Source organism: Hyphomonas sp. TMED31, from assembly GCF_002172815.1.
Classification (GTDB): domain Bacteria; phylum Pseudomonadota; class Alphaproteobacteria; order Caulobacterales; family Hyphomonadaceae; genus Hyphomonas; species Hyphomonas atlantica.
In genome coordinates this window covers 28,400-44,737 of the sequence record NZ_NHCK01000002.1, presented here as the reverse complement: position 1 = coordinate 44,737, position 16,338 = coordinate 28,400, and the positions used below count along the sequence as shown (strand labels likewise).

The 16,338-nt window shown below is 55.0% G+C and carries 15 protein-coding genes and 2 tRNA genes; 10 read left to right on the top strand and 7 right to left on the bottom strand.

Going from position 1 to position 16,338, the window contains the following annotated elements:
• Positions 1 to 104 precede the first annotated feature (104 nt).
• Entirely contained in the window at positions 105 to 1,508 is a 1,404-nt protein-coding gene (glnA, locus tag CBB91_RS00250) for a type I glutamate--ammonia ligase (protein WP_035555107.1), read from the bottom strand.
• Between the two features lie 66 nt (positions 1,509 to 1,574).
• A complete protein-coding gene (locus tag CBB91_RS00245) occupies positions 1,575 to 1,913 on the bottom strand; it encodes a P-II family nitrogen regulator (RefSeq protein ID WP_027837435.1) in 339 nt (112 codons plus the stop codon).
• A 245-nt stretch (positions 1,914 to 2,158) separates the two neighbouring features.
• Between CBB91_RS00245 and CBB91_RS00240 the strand changes: the two genes are divergently transcribed.
• The 4 genes from CBB91_RS00240 to CBB91_RS00225 all read left to right on the top strand — a co-directional run bounded on the left by CBB91_RS00240 (position 2,159) and on the right by CBB91_RS00225 (position 5,321).
• Positions 2,159 to 2,809, top strand: coding sequence for a histidine phosphatase family protein (locus CBB91_RS00240; protein WP_273010949.1), 651 nt, complete (start codon positions 2,159 to 2,161; stop codon positions 2,807 to 2,809).
• 9 nt (positions 2,810 to 2,818) lie between these two features.
• Positions 2,819 to 4,261: a bifunctional ADP-dependent NAD(P)H-hydrate dehydratase/NAD(P)H-hydrate epimerase gene (locus CBB91_RS00235; RefSeq protein ID WP_345906680.1), complete on the top strand. Its 1,443-nt coding sequence runs from the start codon at positions 2,819 to 2,821 to the stop codon at positions 4,259 to 4,261.
• A gap of 66 nt (positions 4,262 to 4,327) precedes the next feature.
• Positions 4,328 to 4,412 (top strand) — tRNA-Leu (locus tag CBB91_RS00230).
• A 111-nt stretch (positions 4,413 to 4,523) separates the two neighbouring features.
• Positions 4,524 to 5,321: a crotonase/enoyl-CoA hydratase family protein gene (locus CBB91_RS00225; RefSeq protein ID WP_273010946.1), complete on the top strand. Its 798-nt coding sequence runs from the start codon at positions 4,524 to 4,526 to the stop codon at positions 5,319 to 5,321.
• Here CBB91_RS00225 and CBB91_RS00220 read toward each other — a convergent pair.
• Together CBB91_RS00220 and CBB91_RS00215 are read right to left on the bottom strand one after the other, a co-directional pair.
• Entirely contained in the window at positions 5,318 to 6,517 is a 1,200-nt protein-coding gene (locus CBB91_RS00220; RefSeq protein WP_273010943.1) for a CaiB/BaiF CoA-transferase family protein, read from the bottom strand. The two genes, CBB91_RS00225 and CBB91_RS00220, sit on opposite strands and share 4 nt — an antisense overlap.
• Positions 6,518 to 6,627: 110 nt before the next feature.
• Positions 6,628 to 6,717 (bottom strand) — tRNA-Ser (locus CBB91_RS00215).
• Positions 6,718 to 6,995: 278 nt separating this feature from the next.
• On the opposite strand from CBB91_RS00215, the gene CBB91_RS00210 reads away from it, so the two are divergent.
• The 6 genes from CBB91_RS00210 to CBB91_RS00185 all read left to right on the top strand — a co-directional run bounded on the left by CBB91_RS00210 (position 6,996) and on the right by CBB91_RS00185 (position 12,600).
• Positions 6,996 to 8,162: a septal ring lytic transglycosylase RlpA family protein gene (locus CBB91_RS00210; protein ID WP_345906679.1), complete on the top strand. Its 1,167-nt coding sequence runs from the start codon at positions 6,996 to 6,998 to the stop codon at positions 8,160 to 8,162.
• Positions 8,163 to 8,281: 119 nt separating this feature from the next.
• Positions 8,282 to 9,433, top strand: coding sequence for a D-alanyl-D-alanine carboxypeptidase family protein (locus tag CBB91_RS00205; RefSeq protein ID WP_273010937.1), 1,152 nt, complete (start codon positions 8,282 to 8,284; stop codon positions 9,431 to 9,433).
• Positions 9,426 to 10,082, top strand: coding sequence for a dTMP kinase (gene tmk, locus CBB91_RS00200; protein ID WP_273010934.1), 657 nt, complete (start codon positions 9,426 to 9,428; stop codon positions 10,080 to 10,082). The genes CBB91_RS00205 and tmk overlap by 8 nt, the downstream gene beginning before the upstream one ends.
• Positions 10,079 to 11,014 (top strand): DNA polymerase III subunit delta', encoded by a 936-nt coding sequence (locus tag CBB91_RS00195; RefSeq protein WP_273010932.1) that lies wholly within the window; start codon positions 10,079 to 10,081, stop codon positions 11,012 to 11,014. The genes tmk and CBB91_RS00195 overlap by 4 nt, the downstream gene beginning before the upstream one ends.
• Before the next feature lie 9 nt (positions 11,015 to 11,023).
• A complete protein-coding gene (locus tag CBB91_RS00190; RefSeq protein ID WP_273010930.1) occupies positions 11,024 to 11,797 on the top strand; it encodes a TatD family hydrolase in 774 nt (257 codons plus the stop codon).
• Positions 11,797 to 12,600 (top strand): MBL fold metallo-hydrolase, encoded by an 804-nt coding sequence (locus CBB91_RS00185; protein ID WP_273010927.1) that lies wholly within the window; start codon positions 11,797 to 11,799, stop codon positions 12,598 to 12,600. Before CBB91_RS00190 ends, CBB91_RS00185 begins: the two co-directional genes overlap by 1 nt.
• 1,140 nt (positions 12,601 to 13,740) lie before the next feature.
• Here the strand turns inward: CBB91_RS00185 and CBB91_RS00180 are convergent.
• The 3 genes from CBB91_RS00180 to CBB91_RS00170 form a co-directional block, all read right to left on the bottom strand.
• On the bottom strand, positions 13,741 to 14,367 hold the full coding sequence (locus CBB91_RS00180; RefSeq protein WP_273010926.1) for a carboxyltransferase domain-containing protein: 627 nt from the start codon (positions 14,365 to 14,367) through the stop codon (positions 13,741 to 13,743).
• Positions 14,364 to 15,128, bottom strand: a complete 765-nt coding sequence (gene pxpA / locus CBB91_RS00175; protein WP_273010922.1) for a 5-oxoprolinase subunit PxpA — start codon at positions 15,126 to 15,128, stop codon at positions 14,364 to 14,366. Before pxpA ends, CBB91_RS00180 begins: the two co-directional genes overlap by 4 nt.
• Complete coding sequence (locus CBB91_RS00170) at positions 15,125 to 16,333, bottom strand: Nramp family divalent metal transporter (RefSeq protein WP_273010919.1); 1,209 nt, start codon at positions 16,331 to 16,333, stop codon at positions 15,125 to 15,127. The genes pxpA and CBB91_RS00170 overlap by 4 nt, the downstream gene beginning before the upstream one ends.
• Positions 16,334 to 16,338: the final 5 nt, after the last annotated feature.

The window sequence follows — 16,338 nt, the reverse complement described above, 5'->3', positions numbered from 1 at the left end:
TCTGTTGAGCTTAGAGCCCGTCTTTTCTCGAATTTCTGATAAAGAAGAGGCCGGTATCTTGCGATACCGGCCTCTACAAGGGTTAGAGGAGAGAGAACAGGCCCCTAGACCTTGTAGTACATGTCGAATTCCACCGGATGCGGGTGGAGTTCATAGCGCATGTTCTCTTCCATCTTGAGCTCAATATAAGCATCGATCTGGTCGTCATCGAACACGCCGCCCTTGGTAAGGAATGTACGGTCTGCATCGAGCGCTGCAAGCGCTTCTCGCAGTGAGCCGCACACTTGCGGGATCGACTTCGCCTCTTCAGGCGGCAGATCATAGAGGTCTTTGTCCATCGCGTCGCCAGGATGGATCTTGTTCTCGATGCCATCGAGGCCAGCCATGAGCAGGGCAGCGAAAGCGAGATACGGGTTCGCGGTCGGGTCCGGGAAGCGCGTTTCGATACGCTTTGCTTTCGGATTGGAACCGAATGGGATCCGGATGGAAGCAGAACGGTTGCGAGCCGAATAGGCAAGCATAACCGGAGCTTCATAACCTGGAACCAGGCGCTTGTAGCTGTTCGTTGAAGGGTTCGTCAGAGCATTCAGCGCGCGAGCGTGCTTGATGATGCCGCCGATGTAATAAAGGCAGGTCTCAGAAAGGCCGGCATACTGGTCGCCCGCGAACAATGGCTTGCCGCCGGACCAGATGGACTGGTGAACGTGCATACCAGAGCCATTGTCGGCAAACATTGGCTTCGGCATGAATGTCGCTGTCTTGCCGTACGACGCCGCCACGTTGTGGATGACATATTTGTACAGCTGAAGGCGGTCAGCCATCGTTGTAAGGGTTGAGAACTTCAGACCAAGCTCATGCTGTGCCGGAGCCACTTCATGGTGATGCTTCTCTGGGTGTAGGCCAATGTCGCCCATAACGGACAGCATTTCTGAACGCATGTCCTGCTCAGAGTCGACTGGCGGTACCGGGAAATATCCACCCTTCGGACCCGGGCGGTGACCCATGTTGCCCATTGGGTATTCTTTATCCGTATTTGCCGGCAGCTCGGTCGAGTCGAAGCTGTATCCTGTCTTGTGTGGATCGGTGGACCAACGGACATCGTCAAAAACAAAGAATTCCGCTTCTGGGCCGAAGAACACGGTGTCGCCAACGCCGCTCGACTTTACATAGGCTTCTGCCTTCTTGGCGGTCGTGCGCGGGTCGCGATTGTATGCCTGTCCGGAGATCGGATCGAGAATATCGCACATCACTGCCAGCGTTGTCTGCTGGAAGAACGGGTCAATGATCGCACTGCTGGTGTCAGGCATGAGAACCATGTCGGACTCGTTGATAGCTTTCCAGCCAGCAACAGATGATCCGTCGAACATTTGGCCCTCGGTGAAGAAGTCATCTTCGACCATGTCCTTATGGAAAGACACGTGCTGCATCTTGCCGCGCGGGTCCGTAAAGCGAAGGTCGACGTACTGAACGTCTTCATCCTTCATGAGTTTAAGCAGATTTTCGGCCATTGGAATTTGCCCTCCAGTAAACAGCTCTTTTTCGTATGGGTATTCGTAATTAAACGCGCAGCCTTTTTACAGGGCTGCGTCGCCTGTTTCGCCGGTGCGGATTCTGACCGCATCGGTGATGTCAGAGATGAAGATCTTGCCGTCGCCAATCTTATCGGTGTGGGCGGCTTTCTTGATCGCATCCACGGCACCTTCGACTGCGGAGTCAGCCAAAACGATCTCGATTTTCAGCTTCGGAAGGAAGTCGACCACGTATTCTGCGCCGCGATACAATTCAGTGTGTCCGCGCTGACGACCAAAGCCTTTTGCTTCAACAACGGTCATGCCTTGCAAGCCAATTTCCTGCAGCGCTTCTTTCACATCATCCAGTTTGAAAGGTTTGATGATCGCCTCGATTTTTTTCATGGCCCGTGTCTCCCAGCCGGTTGGTTTGTGTAAGCAACGGGTATGCGCCTTCTTCGATTGAAGCGAGACCCATAGGGACACTTAGCATCACGTTGCGTTTGCGTGATCAGATTTTGGACTTCACTGCATCGAAATTGCGCATTTTATAGGCGCATGCCCCGGAAGTGTTGAAGAAACAAGCTCGGTTGGGAACCGCCTTCAAGCCTGATAATTGCGCAGATACTCGGTAGAAAGCCAATATCGGTTTGAAATCAGTCTCCCGATGGGCCAAGCAAAGCGTTTGGGAAGGCCCAGATTCTGGCGAGCACGCTATCGTTGGGCAAAAAAAAATCGATCTGCGAATAGAAGGGGGAAAAATGCTGTATTTGATCCGACACGGCGAAGCTGCGGCCGGCTGGGGGAATCACCCCGACCCTGGCCTTAGTGACCTTGGACGTCGTCAAGCNGATGCCGTAGCTCACGAACTCGAGGCGTTTGGCATCCAGCACATCATATCAAGCCCAATGAAAAGGTGCCGACAAACGGCACGTCCTCTGGAAGAGCGACTAGATATTGACGCAGAAGTCGTAAACGAAGTTTCAGAGATACTGACACCCCCGGGAATTGAGGATCGCGTAGCCTGGCTTCGTGATTTCATGGGCGGGACGTGGGACTCTGAAGCAAAATCGCATGTTGAGTGGCGTGATGCGATCGTTCGCAAACTACTTATCATTCCAGATAATACAGCGGTGTTCAGCCACTTCGTCGCCATTAATGCGGTCGTGAGCAAATTGCAGAACAGGCCAGAGGCGCGCGTTTTCAGTCCTACATATTGCTCCGTCACTGTGCTGAAGCGGGTCGGGGATCAACTGGAAGTACAGCGATTAGGGAGCGAATCTGAAACTCGCGTGCTATGAGCCAGTCTTATGGGCAGACCTATACTTACACCGCAGGAAATGCGGGCCGCTGAAGAGAAGCTCTTCTCGACCGGCGTGGACAGCTTCGAGTTGATGCAGCGGGCTGGCAATGCCGTTGCAGAATTCGTGCATGCAAATTGGCCCGAGGGGCGNATACAGGTTCTTTGTGGTCCCGGCGGAAATGGCGGAGACGGATTTGTGGCCGCAGCCGCGCTCGCCAAACTCTGGCGGGATGTCGACGTTTATTGTCTTGTGCCAGCCGAAAAGCTTGAAGGAGACTCCGCTAAAGCAGCTGCTGAATGGGGCGATGANATCAAGCCGCTGGAAGCTGCATTGGANGCGCCACATGACATCGTCCTGGATGCCCTCTTCGGAGGTGGACTTTCCCGCCCACTGGAAGGAGCGGCTGAAAAACTGGCAGCGCGCGGCGGGCGAGTCATTTCGATAGATGTGCCTTCGGGAATTCATGGCGAGTTGGCAAAGCCTNTGGGTGCGTGTTTCCGCGCCGAAGGCACGATCACCTTCGCAGCACTCCGCCCAGCACATGTGTTGATGCCAAGTGCCGCNTATTGTGGCGGCGTGTTCGTGGCAGATATTGGAGTGCCGGTCCAAACCAGTCTTTTGGAGAACTCCCCTTTGTTGTGGGGACGTAGNCTTCCTCAACCGGGGCAGGGCAGCCACAAGCACGCGCGCGGGCATNTGGCAGTNGTGAGTGGCAACATTACCTCCACAGGNGCCGCGCGCCTCGCAGGTCGCGCTGGTCTTCGCGCAGGCGCGGGCCTCGTCACAATGTTATCNCCGCCCGACGCTATNGCTGTAAATGCCAGCCATTTGACGGCGGTCATGCTGAAGGAAGTCGCANATGCTGAGCAATTGCGCGCAGCCATCGAGTCGGCGAGTGTCGTGATTTTGGGGCCTGCTGCTGGCATCAACACCTCAACCAGGGAAAATGTGGAATGCCTGCTCTCGTCAAATTCCAGAGCCGTGCTGGATGCAGATGCTTTGACAGTTTTNTCTGATGATCNTNGAGCGTTCTTCAANCAACTTCGACCAGATGATTTGATCACGCCCCATATCGGTGAATTCAACAGACTGTTTGGCGACCTCTTGGAAACGGAGCCGAATAAAGTCGAAGCCACAAGAAAGGCTGCGCAACTTGCGGGGTGCGTCGTTCTTTTGAAAGGGCCGGATACGGTGATTGCCCGCCCAGACGGAACTGCAATTGTTAATACTCACGCGACACGTTGGCTTGCCACTGCAGGATCGGGTGATGTTCTTGCGGGTATTGCGGGAGGCCTGATCGCTCAAGGTGTCGATACGTTCACAGCAGCCGCCATGGCAAGCTGGCTTCACGGTGAGGCGGGAAGGCGTATCGGAGCTGGCTTGATCGCAGAGGATCTGGAGGCAGAACTTCCCGATATTCTTAGCAGCCTCCACGGCGAACATCTCTAATTTCGCAGCATATTGNCCTTATGGGAGTTGAAGCGTTGGGAGAGCTCGCGTAGGAACACGCGTCATGCGGATGTGGCGGAATTGGTAGACGCACTGGATTTAGGTTCCAGCGCTGCAAGGCGTGGAGGTTCGAGTCCTCTCATCCGCACCACTTTTCCAAATCGACAGTGCGTCACCGCGCGGAAAGCGGCCGATTGGCCGATGGACATATCCTGCGTCTCCTGCCAGCTAGGGCTGTAGAAAACGCGGAGGATTTCCAGANATGTCTATTGTGACAACAGAGAAGCGCGGATCCATCATGATCCTGACGCTAAATCGCCCGGATAGCTTGAACGCGCTTGGCGCCGAAGGCGACGGAGCCGCGATTGCAGCCGCCTGCTACGACATTGTGGCGGACCCGAGCATCCGATGTGTGATCCTGACAGGCGCAGGCCGGGCATTCTCTGCGGGCGGCGATGTTAAGGCCATGAAAGAAGGAACAGGGGCGTTCGGTGGCGCGCCGCACGACATTCGTGAAGGGTATCGCCGAAATATCCACCTGATTGTGAAGTCTCTTTATAATCTTGAAGTCCCGATGATTGCCGCAGTCAACGGCCCAGCTATTGGGCTTGGGTGCGACGTCGCTTGCATGGCGGACATTCGGATCGCATCTGATCGCGCGAAAATGGGCGTAACGTTCCTCAAATTAGGTCTCATTCCNGGCGATGGTGGTGCTTGGTTGCTGCCACGCTTGATCGGTTCATCACGTGCCGCTGAGCTTCTGTTTACTGGGAAGGTCATTGACGCCGCTACNGCAGAGGAGTGGGGGCTCGTGTCGAAGGTTGTGCCTGGCGACAGCCTGATGGATGAGGCGGTCGCGCTGGCCGAACAGATTGCCGCTCAGCCGCCGCAAGCCCTGCGNCTTGCCAAGACACTGATGCGCCATGGCACGAATTCTTCCTACGAGACGATTATGGAGATGTCGGCTGCCTCTCAGGCCCTCATGCACAAGACAGAGGACCATATGGAGGGTGTCGACGCGATTCTCGAAAAACGCAGCCCGGAATTCAAAGGTCGCTAGTAAACAATTCCATCGGAGTAGAGAGACTTGATGGTCTCGGCCGACAGGCCGAGGCCGCCAAGCACATCCGCTGTGTGCTGGCCAAGCGCAGGTGAGGGGCCCTTGGGGCCGTCGTCAGCGCCAGGGAAGCGAACTGGAGACGCAGGCGACGCATATGTTGAGCCGTCGCCCTTCGCACTGGGAGTCTGAACAATAGCGCCTGCCGCGATGGCTTGTGGATCTTTTGCGACTTCCGCGAGTGTTTGTACCGGTGCCCAAGCAAGCGACTCCGCGTCTAGGCGTTTCGCCATTTCTGCTTTGTCGAACTTCCCGAATCCTTCGTCCAGAATATCTACGACTTCGGCTTTGTTCTTTCGGCGTGCTTTGGCAGATGTGAAGCGCTCATCTTCTATCAATTCTTCCCGGCCAATGGCGCGACATATGGGGCCCCAATCGACTTCTCCCTGACGTGACACGAGGCAGATCCAACTTCCATCTTTTGTCTCGAAGAAGTTGGTGATCGGCACGTTTTGCTCATGGCGAGTCTTGGTCGATGCNACACGATCAAAGAANAGCTGGATCGCGAAATCAGANCCCAGAGCATACAAACCAGCGCGAAAGAGAGAAGCTTCGACCAATCTTCCCTTGCCGGTTCTACCAGCCTCAACAAGCGCGGCGCAAATACCTGCGGCGGCGGACATGGACGTTGTGTGATCTCCGAAAGCGGTGCGAAGCGCAAAAAGATCCTCGCCCTTGGGGACGGTCAGCCGCGCTACGCCTGTGCGGCTCCAGAAGCTGGCAATGTCAAAGCCAGGGCGATTGGCATCTGGCCCCTGCAGGCCATACCCAGTCAGGGAGCAGTAAACGAGTTTCGGATTGATCTCTTTCAAACTGTCATAGTCGAGGCCAGACCGTTCCAGACCGCCAGGCCGTACGTTGGTCAGAAAAACGTCTGCGTCTGCAACGAGCTTTCGGACGAGTTCCTGCCCTTCAGGCTTCGACGTGTCGACAACGATGGATTTTTTGCCGCGATTGTCGAAATCAAAAACTGGATTGTCCGCNATGTCTGTGCCGATAGTTTTAAAGAACAAGCGGATAGGGTCGCCGCCGGGGGGCTCGATTTTGACAACATCCGCGCCCCAGTCGCTGAGGATCGAGCCTGCGCCCGGTGCCGCCATATAGGTGGCATATTCAACGACTTTGATTCCTTCGAGCATGTTTCCTCCAGAGCTTCTAATTTTCGAGACTCTTGCAGGATGCTGTGACGAATGACCAGCCTTACGANAGGTCACCNGATGGCGGTTCGTCGNGTTTTGANNGATTGGAGTGGCGGAGGAAGAGGGATTCGAACCCCCGGAGCCCGCGAAGGCTCAACGGTTTTCAAGACCGCCGCATTCAACCACTCTGCCATTCCTCCAGCGTCCCGGTGTTTCCACTACGCGCTTCGATTTTGCAAGCCCCGATCTGCGAATGGCTACTCTGGGCAAATTGTAAACGACCACCTAATATCACGATGAGAAATCGCTGAGCGAGTTCATGCTGTGTCCACCTTAGCGTGGTAAACGGATCAGGTACGGCAGAAAAGCCGGACGTTCAGGCGCAAAGCGCCGACACGAAACTCAGAATGAGGTGACATCGCGAATGCGCGTGCCAAAAACNAAGGTTCAAGACCGCCTTCCCGCCCTTTTTGCAAGTATGATTGCCGCTGCCGCGAGCGCGTCGCCCGCATTGGCGGACGCTGCTCCCATCGTCTACAAATCCTTATCAGACAGTGGTCGTGTCGCCGCCGAACGTCAGACAGTATTTATCACGCCGGATCAGGCTCGCCCCAATGCCGACAAGGCGCGGGCGAGAGTCCAATTCAGCTATCCCGGATCGAACGCTCCATCACAGGCCAATCAAGCGGTTGAGCCCACATCGGNCGATAGTCCACATTCAGTTCGCGAATACGCCAGTATCAGCATGCCTATTCCATCGTCTGCTGCTCCCGTCGTTGCGGAGGTGGTTGCTCCAAAGGCTTTTGATCCGCGTGCAGCGGCACGAGAAGTCGCTGCGCAGCGCGAACCATCCTCAGTTGAGGTTTCACCTCTCGCAACGCTTGCTAAAACTCGCACGCAGGAGCCGAAAGAGCNGGGGATTCAGAATCAGCCGCCTCTTGCCGAACCTCGGACCATTACGCCTGATGCCGTGCCGGTCTTTGACCAGACGGGTGCAGCGACTGTCTTCGGTGACGAGTTCCAGGGCCTGCCTACTGCTAATGGAGAGTTGTTCGACCAATCCGAGCTCATGGCGGCTCATCCGAGCCTGCCTTTGCCGAGCCTGGTTCAGGTCGTGAACTTGGACACGAATGCGGAAGTTGTGGTTCGGGTAAACGACCGCGGACCGTTCGAGGATGGAGCAATGCTTCAGGTATCAGAGCGTGCTGCGACCGAACTCGGAATGGCCGGGGCAGGGCGTTTGAATGTTCGAGTCCGCTATCTTGGCCCTGCTCCGATAGCCACGCCGAAGCCACAGTCGGCGCAACTCGCACATAATACAAATACGCATGCCGCTCGCGCAGAAACATTTCAGGTGCAGCCGACGAATGTTTCCGACAATCGAAACACGCAGGCTTATCAGCCGGTTTCTGTTGGAAATTACTTCGTGCAAGTAGGTGCGTTCTCTCAAATTGGGAATGCAGAAAGCCTGATTGATAAAATGCCGGCGAATGTAAGCGCACAAATTGATCCAGCCCGCGTAAACGGAGCGGACTTTTTCAGAGTACGTGTTGGTCCATTCTCAAATCGTGATGCGGCTGACCGGACGCGTGATGATTTAGCCCGGCAAGGACTTGCAAATAGCCGCGTGGTTGCTCGCAACTGATAGTCCTGCAACACAGGCACCATTGACGCACATCACAAACCGGCCCTTTTTCCTGTATACGCTGGGAAAGGGCCGGATTTTGTTTCGGCCTTCCGATCAAATCCTTCTGGAGGCTTTATATGCTGCGAACGCCCAAGATTCTGACAGCCTGCGCATTGGCAGTCTTTGCGACGGGTGCTGCTCAGGCCCAGATCATGGATACGCCTGCGAGCCATGCNGTGATCATGGATCACGAGACTGGCACCATTCTTTATTCGAAAAACGGATCAGAGCCGATGATCCCTGCTTCGATGACAAAGATGATGACTGCGTTTCTCGTGTTTGAGCTCATTGAGCGTGGCGAGATATCACTCACCGACAANTTCACCGTCAGCGAAGATGCTTGGCGCCGTGGTGGGTTTCCATCAGGAACGTCGACCATGGGGCTGGCACCGGGTGATACGCCGACCGTCGAAGAATTGCTGCATGGTGTTATCATCATGTCTGGCAATGATGCGTGTATCGTACTGGCTCAGGGCATCTCAGGTTCCGAAGAAGCTTTCGCGCGTCGCATGACTGCCCTTGCCCACGAACTTGGAATGAACTCGGCGAACTTTGTAAATACGACTGGCTTGGAAGGTGTCGGCCACGTCGTGTCTGCTGAAGACCTTGCCAAGATGGCGAAACTGACAATCGACAAGTACCCGCAATACTACGACTGGTACGACATGCCCGACTACACATGGCGGGAGTACACTCAGGCAAATCGCAACCCGATTCTCAGTATTGAGGGCGTAGATGGCCTCAAGACCGGCCACCTTGAAGTATCAGGTTATGGCCTGACAGCGTCTGCCGTCAGAGACGGTGTACGCAGGACCATTGTTATCAATGGTCTGGACAGCATGGCGGAANGAGGCCGCGAAGGCGAACGTATGATGCGCATGGCCTTTCAAAGCTATGATTTGAAAGTCATCACGCCAGAAAGCGTNGAATTGCCTGCAGTCAAAGTCTGGTTGGGACAGCAACAGACTGTCCCGGTTTCACTGGCTGACAAGATGACAATAGCTGGTCACAAGGCTGCACTGGAAAAAGCGAAAACGGAGATCGTGCTGGACAGCGCACTGCAAGCTCCGGTCAAATCTGGCGACACAATCGGAAAGCTCGTTGTTACTATTGAAGGACAGAGTCCGATTGAAGCGCCGATTGTAGCCGAAGCAAACGTGAAGAAGCTCGGTTTCTTTGGAAGGGCGGTCGAAGGTTTGAGCCAATTAATTGCAGGCTCCGATGGCTGAACTAGAGCCGCTCAGGTTCATTACGCTTGAGGGCGGCGAAGGCGTTGGCAAATCCACGCTGCAGCGCGCCTTGGCCGAGCGCCTGAACAGTCATGGGTTTGACGTCATCACGACGCGTGAGCCTGGGGGAACCCCCTTGGCGGAAGCTGTGCGCGAGCTAGCCTTGCATCCTCCCGGAAATGAAAGTTGGTCGGCGATGAGTGAGGCGTTGCTGATGAATGCGGCGCGAAGCGATCATCTTGAAAAGCTCATTCGCCCAGCGCTACGGGTGGGTAAATGGGTGATTTGTGACCGGTTTGCNGATTCGACCCGCGTNTATCAGAGCGTGAAGGGCGGTGTATCAACCGACATCCTTTCATCAATGGAAGCAACAGTGCTTGGCGAAACCCGGCCGGGCCTGACTTTGGTGCTTGATGCACCTCTGGAGACTACGGCCGGCCGGCGTTCCGCCCGAAACGGCCCCAGCGATGCGTTCGAGCAGCGAGACCACGCATTCCACAATGCCGTNAGGCAAGGATTTGTCGCNATTGCGCGAGCAGAGCCGGAGCGATGTCATTTGATTGACGCCGCGTGTAGCGAGACAGAAGTATTTGTTGCAGCGTGGTCGCAAATTGTCGCCAAGTATAACCTCGGAGAATTGGTCCGATGAATATTGCGTGGCCACTCTACGGGCACGAGGCTGCGCAAGCGTCATTTCTGGCGTCTGCAACCTCAGCAAAGCTTCACCATGGATGGNTGATCGAAGGGCCGTCTGGAATCGGAAAAGCCACNCTGGCCAACCGATTGGCAGCTTACATGCTGGGNGCNCGCGGTCCGGATAATGCGCCGCTGGAAGCTGCGACGACTGATCCTGTCGCTCGAATTTGCCTCGCGGGTGGACATCCGGATCTACGGATNGTNNATCGAGANCTGAACGACAAGGGCAAGCTTCGTCAGGATATCGCTGTCGATCANATTCGCGATTTGTCGCAATTCTTTTCTCTCAAGCCGGCTCAAGGTGGCTGGCGCGTCGGCATTATTGATTCTCTGGATGAACTGAATCGAAATGGCGCGAACGCTCTACTGAAAACGCTCGAAGAGCCACCGGCCAACAGCATTCTGTTTCTGGTGAATCACGGAACTACGCCCATCCTGCCAACGATCAGATCGCGATGCAGAGTGCTGCGTCTGACAACACTGAATGAGGATGATACGAAACGCGCATTGGACTCTGCGGGTGCGTCGGCAGACGCGCTAGCATTGTCCAAAGGCCGGCCCGGACTTGGGCTGCGGCTCTCCACGCCGTCCGGACTTGCTGCNGCTCATGCAGCCAAAGTGCTGGTTCGAAGTCTGCCGAGACCCAATGACGGGCTGNTTACTGANGCNTTGCAATCTGCTNGCGCTGACGAGACGGCCATGGAGGCCTTTCAGGAAGAAATCCTGGCNTGGCTTGCAAGTAAGGCCGAACAGGAACCAGCGGCAGCGACTGCGTGGCTCAACATCTCAAGGCTTGCCGGTGAAGCGCGCGCCTTGAAAATGGATCCGGCACAAACAGCTTCGAAGCTGATTGCAGGGCTTTATAGTGCGGCGCGTTCGCACTAAGTCGTTGGCATGTTCGACACTCATGTAAACCTCCACGGCGAAACATATAAAGACGATCTGGGTGAAGTGCTGGAGCGCGCGAGCACAGCGGGTGTCGGGCGTATGCTTGCCATTTGCGACAGGCTCGACAATTTCGAAGCGGTGCGTTCGATTGCGCACACGCATGAGAATATTTGGTGCTCTGTCGGTGTTCATCCGCATCATAGCAAGGATTTTACCGACCTCAGCGTCTCCGACCTCGTGACTCGGGCCGAGGACGAGCGCGTTGTGGCGATCGGTGAGACCGGCCTGGATTTCCACTATGGTTACAGCGCCGAGGGCGATCAGGTGAAAAGCCTGCGNACACATATACAGGCAGCGCGAGAAACAGGTTTACCACTTATCCTGCATACGCGGGAAGCTGATGACATGATGGGCGATATTCTGGAGGAAGAGCACGCTCAAGGCGGCTTCGTGCCGTTACTCCATTGCTACACGGGCGGTGCACGATTGGCCAGAAGAGGGTTGGACCTAGGCGGATTTGTTTCGGTGTCAGGTATCTTGTCGTTCAAGAGCGCGAGCGAAGTTCGGGAGGTCATTTCTGACGTCCCTATGGACAGGCTGATCCTTGAGACCGATTGCCCGTATCTTGCGCCAGTGCCGATGCGCGGCCGCCGAAATGAGCCTTCCTATCTTGTTCATGTCGCGGAGGCTCTCGCTGCTCTGAAAGGCCTGCCTCTTGAGCGTGTGCTGGAGGAAACAACGCAGAACGCCCTCAAGCTTTTTTCCAGGGTCCCTAACTGATGGGTTATGGCGCGTTCACGCTGCTTGGAACCGGATCGTCTGGTGGCGTTCCGCGTATTGGTGGCGACTGGGGCGCATGTGACCCAGAGGAGCCAAAAAACCGGCGCCTGAGGTGTTCGGCACTCGTGCAGTCGTTCAATGATACAGGACTGTCCACCAACGTTCTGATTGATACGTCGCCTGATCTTCGTGAACAGATGCTTCGGCAGAATGTGAAGCATCTGGATGCTATTCTTTACACGCATGACCATGCGGACCAAAGTCATGGTATCGATGACGTGCGCCCGTACTTTATTCGCCAGCGAAAGCCTATTCCGACACATATGAGTGCAGAGTCCAAGCGCACTTTGATGGACCGATTTTCGTATTGTTTCGAGGGGAAGGGAGGCTATCCATCTATTCTAGCGGCGCAACCGAACCTTGAGCCTTTAACGAAAGTGACCATCGCAGGTGCCGGCAATTCTGTGGAAGTCATTCCGGTTGATATGGAGCATGGTCGTATCCGGTGCCTGGGATTTCGGTTCGGCAATCTCGCCTATTGCAATGATGTAAACGNCTTGCCCGAAAGCACTCTGGAGGCGCTGCAGGGGGTCGATACGTTCGTCGTGGACGCTCTGCGCTACACTCCACACCCATCTCACGCAAATCTTGATCAGGCGCTCGAATGGGTAGACCAAATTAAGCCGCGATTGACCGTTTTGACGAATATGCATGTGGATATGGACTACCAAACGCTATTGAAAGAACTGCCTGAAGGCGTGGTACCAGGTTACGACGGAATGCGCCTTGAATTCATTGGATAATCGANAAACATNATTTCCCATAATGATGATTATGCGATCCCAAGATCGAGCCCTGCGACCGCCTCAACCCTCGAGTTTGCATTCTTGCCGACGGTGAACCTGAGACTTCACATTGTCTCCGCACCGGCATTGGACGAGCGGNACATAAGTACATCTGTCCTGATATCCTGGATTAGAACTCTGTTTACNAATTCGCGCCCCCTGCTCAGCTACCAATTCACGTCGCCGACCCAATCTTTGAACAGNGCATNTTTNTGAGCCAGGTCTGCGCGCGCCTGTTCTGCTGACCTTCGAAGAAATATTATCGAATCATCTGGTCGAACTTGNCCAAGTAGGTGGCGGTCAGACTTGTTCACTTGGAGAACATGCGGATATCCGCCTGTCGTCTGGCAGTCTGGAAGAAGCAGGAAGCCCCTACCCTTTGGCGGTAGTTGCAGAGCGCCCGGAAATATAGCGGCACTTGGTAAGTTCTCTTGTGTGTCAGGTTTTGGAAAGTGACCGTCAAGCTCTATGCCTATGCGGCTTGCACGGCGTGTAACGGTGTACTGGGTGGTCCACAGCGAATTCAAGTCTTCAGAATAGTCCGGACCTTCCGTTGACCGCAGCGCGTAACTGTTTCCGAGCGTGAGAATGAGATTGGTCGGTGTTTCGAAAATCGGTGGTGCCGGCACATCAAATGTGGCCTCCAGGACATCCCCCTTCTGCAAGGCACGCCCAGACAGTCCTCCTAGCTTTGCCGGCATATATGTCGACGTACTTCCGAGAAACTCTTCCGCACGAAGTTCGCCCGCTACCGCAACATAGAATCGGAGGCCTGCGGACGGCCTACCGATTTCAACAACATCTCCTGCATTGATTGGCAATGTGGTGTGGAAACGACGAAGGGAGCCATCTACCGAGACCGGAGCCACGGCGCCGGTTATTGCGATTGAGGCGTTCCGTTCGAAAACAGCGGCAAACGGACCATAAGTTACCTCAATGCAAGTTCCATCTGGACGATTGCCAACAAGGCGGTTTGCAAGAGACATTGATAAAGGATCTGCCGCTCCGGCAGCCGGCATCCCAAACTGACGAAATCCCCCTCTGGGGGCTCCTTGCAGCGACGCTTGAGGGCCCGGATCAAGAATGCGCATTACCATTCTAAANCCATTCTATCTGAAGACCNAAGCCAGGCTTGATCAGAAATGGGTCTGACTTCGATTCATCGAAAAGAAGCGCGTCCGTCCTGCCAATAATTGGCCAACCCCCTGGACCATCCAACGCGTATATTCCGAGGTGTCCGCTTATAAACCCGACTGATCCTGCTTTTACCAATTGGCGAGGATGTTCCAGGCGCGTGCCCTCGAGTTGCGGATCGACACCATCTACATAAGCAAAGCCAGGCGCAAAACCCAGCATATCCACACGCAGATTTGACCTTTGAATGCGTTCCAGAAACTCGATTATCGAGCAGTCATTTGTTTCTGCGCACTCAGCAAGGTCCGGAGCATTGCCGTCGTTTGTCTGGATCTTTAGAGTTCTCATTCCGTGTGCAACACTTGCGGAACCGAGATCTGATACCTCAACATCCCTCAGCCTACGAGCTACTTCGGTTGGACTGATAATGAGAGGATCAAATTGGACTGTGACGCTCCGTTTGCCAACGACAATTTCCGCCCAATTTCCGGATCTGTGCAGAAAGTCGGCAAGCTGAAATCGCTCTTCCGGCTGTGACACTGTTATTCGTATCGCATCATCACCAATGAACTGCAGATCACGCGCAGTCATTGCGGAAGATGCGCTTTGATTTCGATTTTTCTTGTCTGCAGCGCCTCCCTTATGCCGAGGGCGGACTGGATCGCTCCGGCCGTGTCGCCATGCAAGCAAATGGTCTCTACAGGAAGTGAAATCATGCTTCCATCTCGAGCCGTGACACATCCTTCTTCCGAGATGTGCAAGACTTGAGCGACTTGTTCTTGCACTGATGTCAATACAGAGCCGGGCTCTGAACGTGGGACCAATGAGCCATCCGAACTATACTGTCTGTCCGCGAAACCTTCTGCGACGAAATCGAGACCTGCTTCGAGTGCCACTTTGCGCAGAACAGAGTTCGGCGGTCCTATAACTGCGCGAATACGGCTCTGATGAGCAATGCGAACTACGATTTGTGCCAGANCCGCATCCTTCGCAGAGTCATTGTAAAGAGCACCATGTGGCTTCAGGTGNTCGAGTACGACGCCTTGCAGCCTGGCGAGACTCGAGAGCGNGCGGACTTGTTGGCGTAGTGACGCCTCAAGATCTTCAGGAGACAGGCTGACAGAAATGCGTCCAAAGTTCTTTTTATCTGGATAGGATGGATGCGCACCTGCAACTACGCCTCGGGCCTTCGCTGCCTTAAGCGTGGCNCGCATGCTATCTTCGTCGCCTGCGTGCCCTCCACATGCGATGCTGCAGCGGCTAACGACGTCCAGAATGGCGCGGTCAAGCGCACGACCAGTTTCACCTGGTAATTCGCCAATATCAGAATTCAGGCAAATCGTGCGGCTCATGGCCAGACATTTAAGGCTCTCAGGATCAGACGCAAGCCGAGACCAAAAGTAATTATAACGACAAGACTGCCCAGAACGTTCGACAATGTCGAGTTCACATACGTCCCAAGCAGTTTGGCTCTGTTCATGGCGACCAGCAGGAAAGTCGCCACGATGGGTAGGATCAGCCCGTTCGCGATCTGCGCAATCAGGATCACTTCCACCGGCCTGACACCGATCAGCGCAACAATGGTCCCAATCAGCAATACCGTTAGTGCTATGATCCGAAACTGCCAACCATCCCGGCGAAGCCCCCCAAACTCGGTCAGAGCATATGCCGTCGCCAGGGGCGCGGTGATCGAAGATGAAAGACCCGCGCCAAACAAGCCAATTCCGACAAGGTATTTGGCTGCGACACCAAACGCGGGCTCAACGGAAATAGCCATGTCTGCTGCTGANGAGACGCTGATGCCCGATCCGAANAGTGCAGANGCGGCAGTCGACAAGATCAGGANCGATATAATTCCGCCCAAACCTATAGAGGTGATAGTGTCTGTTCTTGCCGCTTTCGTGGCTTGAGTTGTTCCATGAGGCCACTTATCGCGAACTGTGGAAGCGTGGAGAAACAAATTGTACGGCACAATGGTTGTACCGATCAGCGCAACAGCCGTCAGCAATCCACCACTCGGAATGGAGGGAATGAACCCGCGGGCCAAGGCGCTGAGATCCGGGCGGGTAATGACGACGCTGCNGATGAAGGCCGCGCTCATCATCACGACAAGTGCAATCAATAACTTTTCGATGTGTTTGTAATGGCCAAAGGCCAGGAACCCAGCTGCAATCACGCTGAGACAAATGACGACAAGCTTATGTGTCCCGGCCCCACCATTGAGTAGCGCTTCAATGCCCAATGCACCGCCGGTGAGATTTCCTGCCTCATAAGCTGAGTTACCAACAGCCAAGGCCGCAACGCCCAGACTGATGATTGCCCATCGCGCAATTGGGCCGTTCTCTGGCGACGTCATAGCGGCGGCTAGCCCTTTGCCCGACACTATGCCCAAGCGGGCCGCCATCTCTTGCAGGATAATTGTGGAAACTGTCGCGAATGCCAGCGCCCATATCAATGCAAAGCCAAAATTGGCGCCTGCGACGGTACAGGCGGTAACCGTTCCGGGACCAATGAAGCCGGCNGCTACCAGCGCTCCAGGTCCGACGCTCAACTTCATGATAT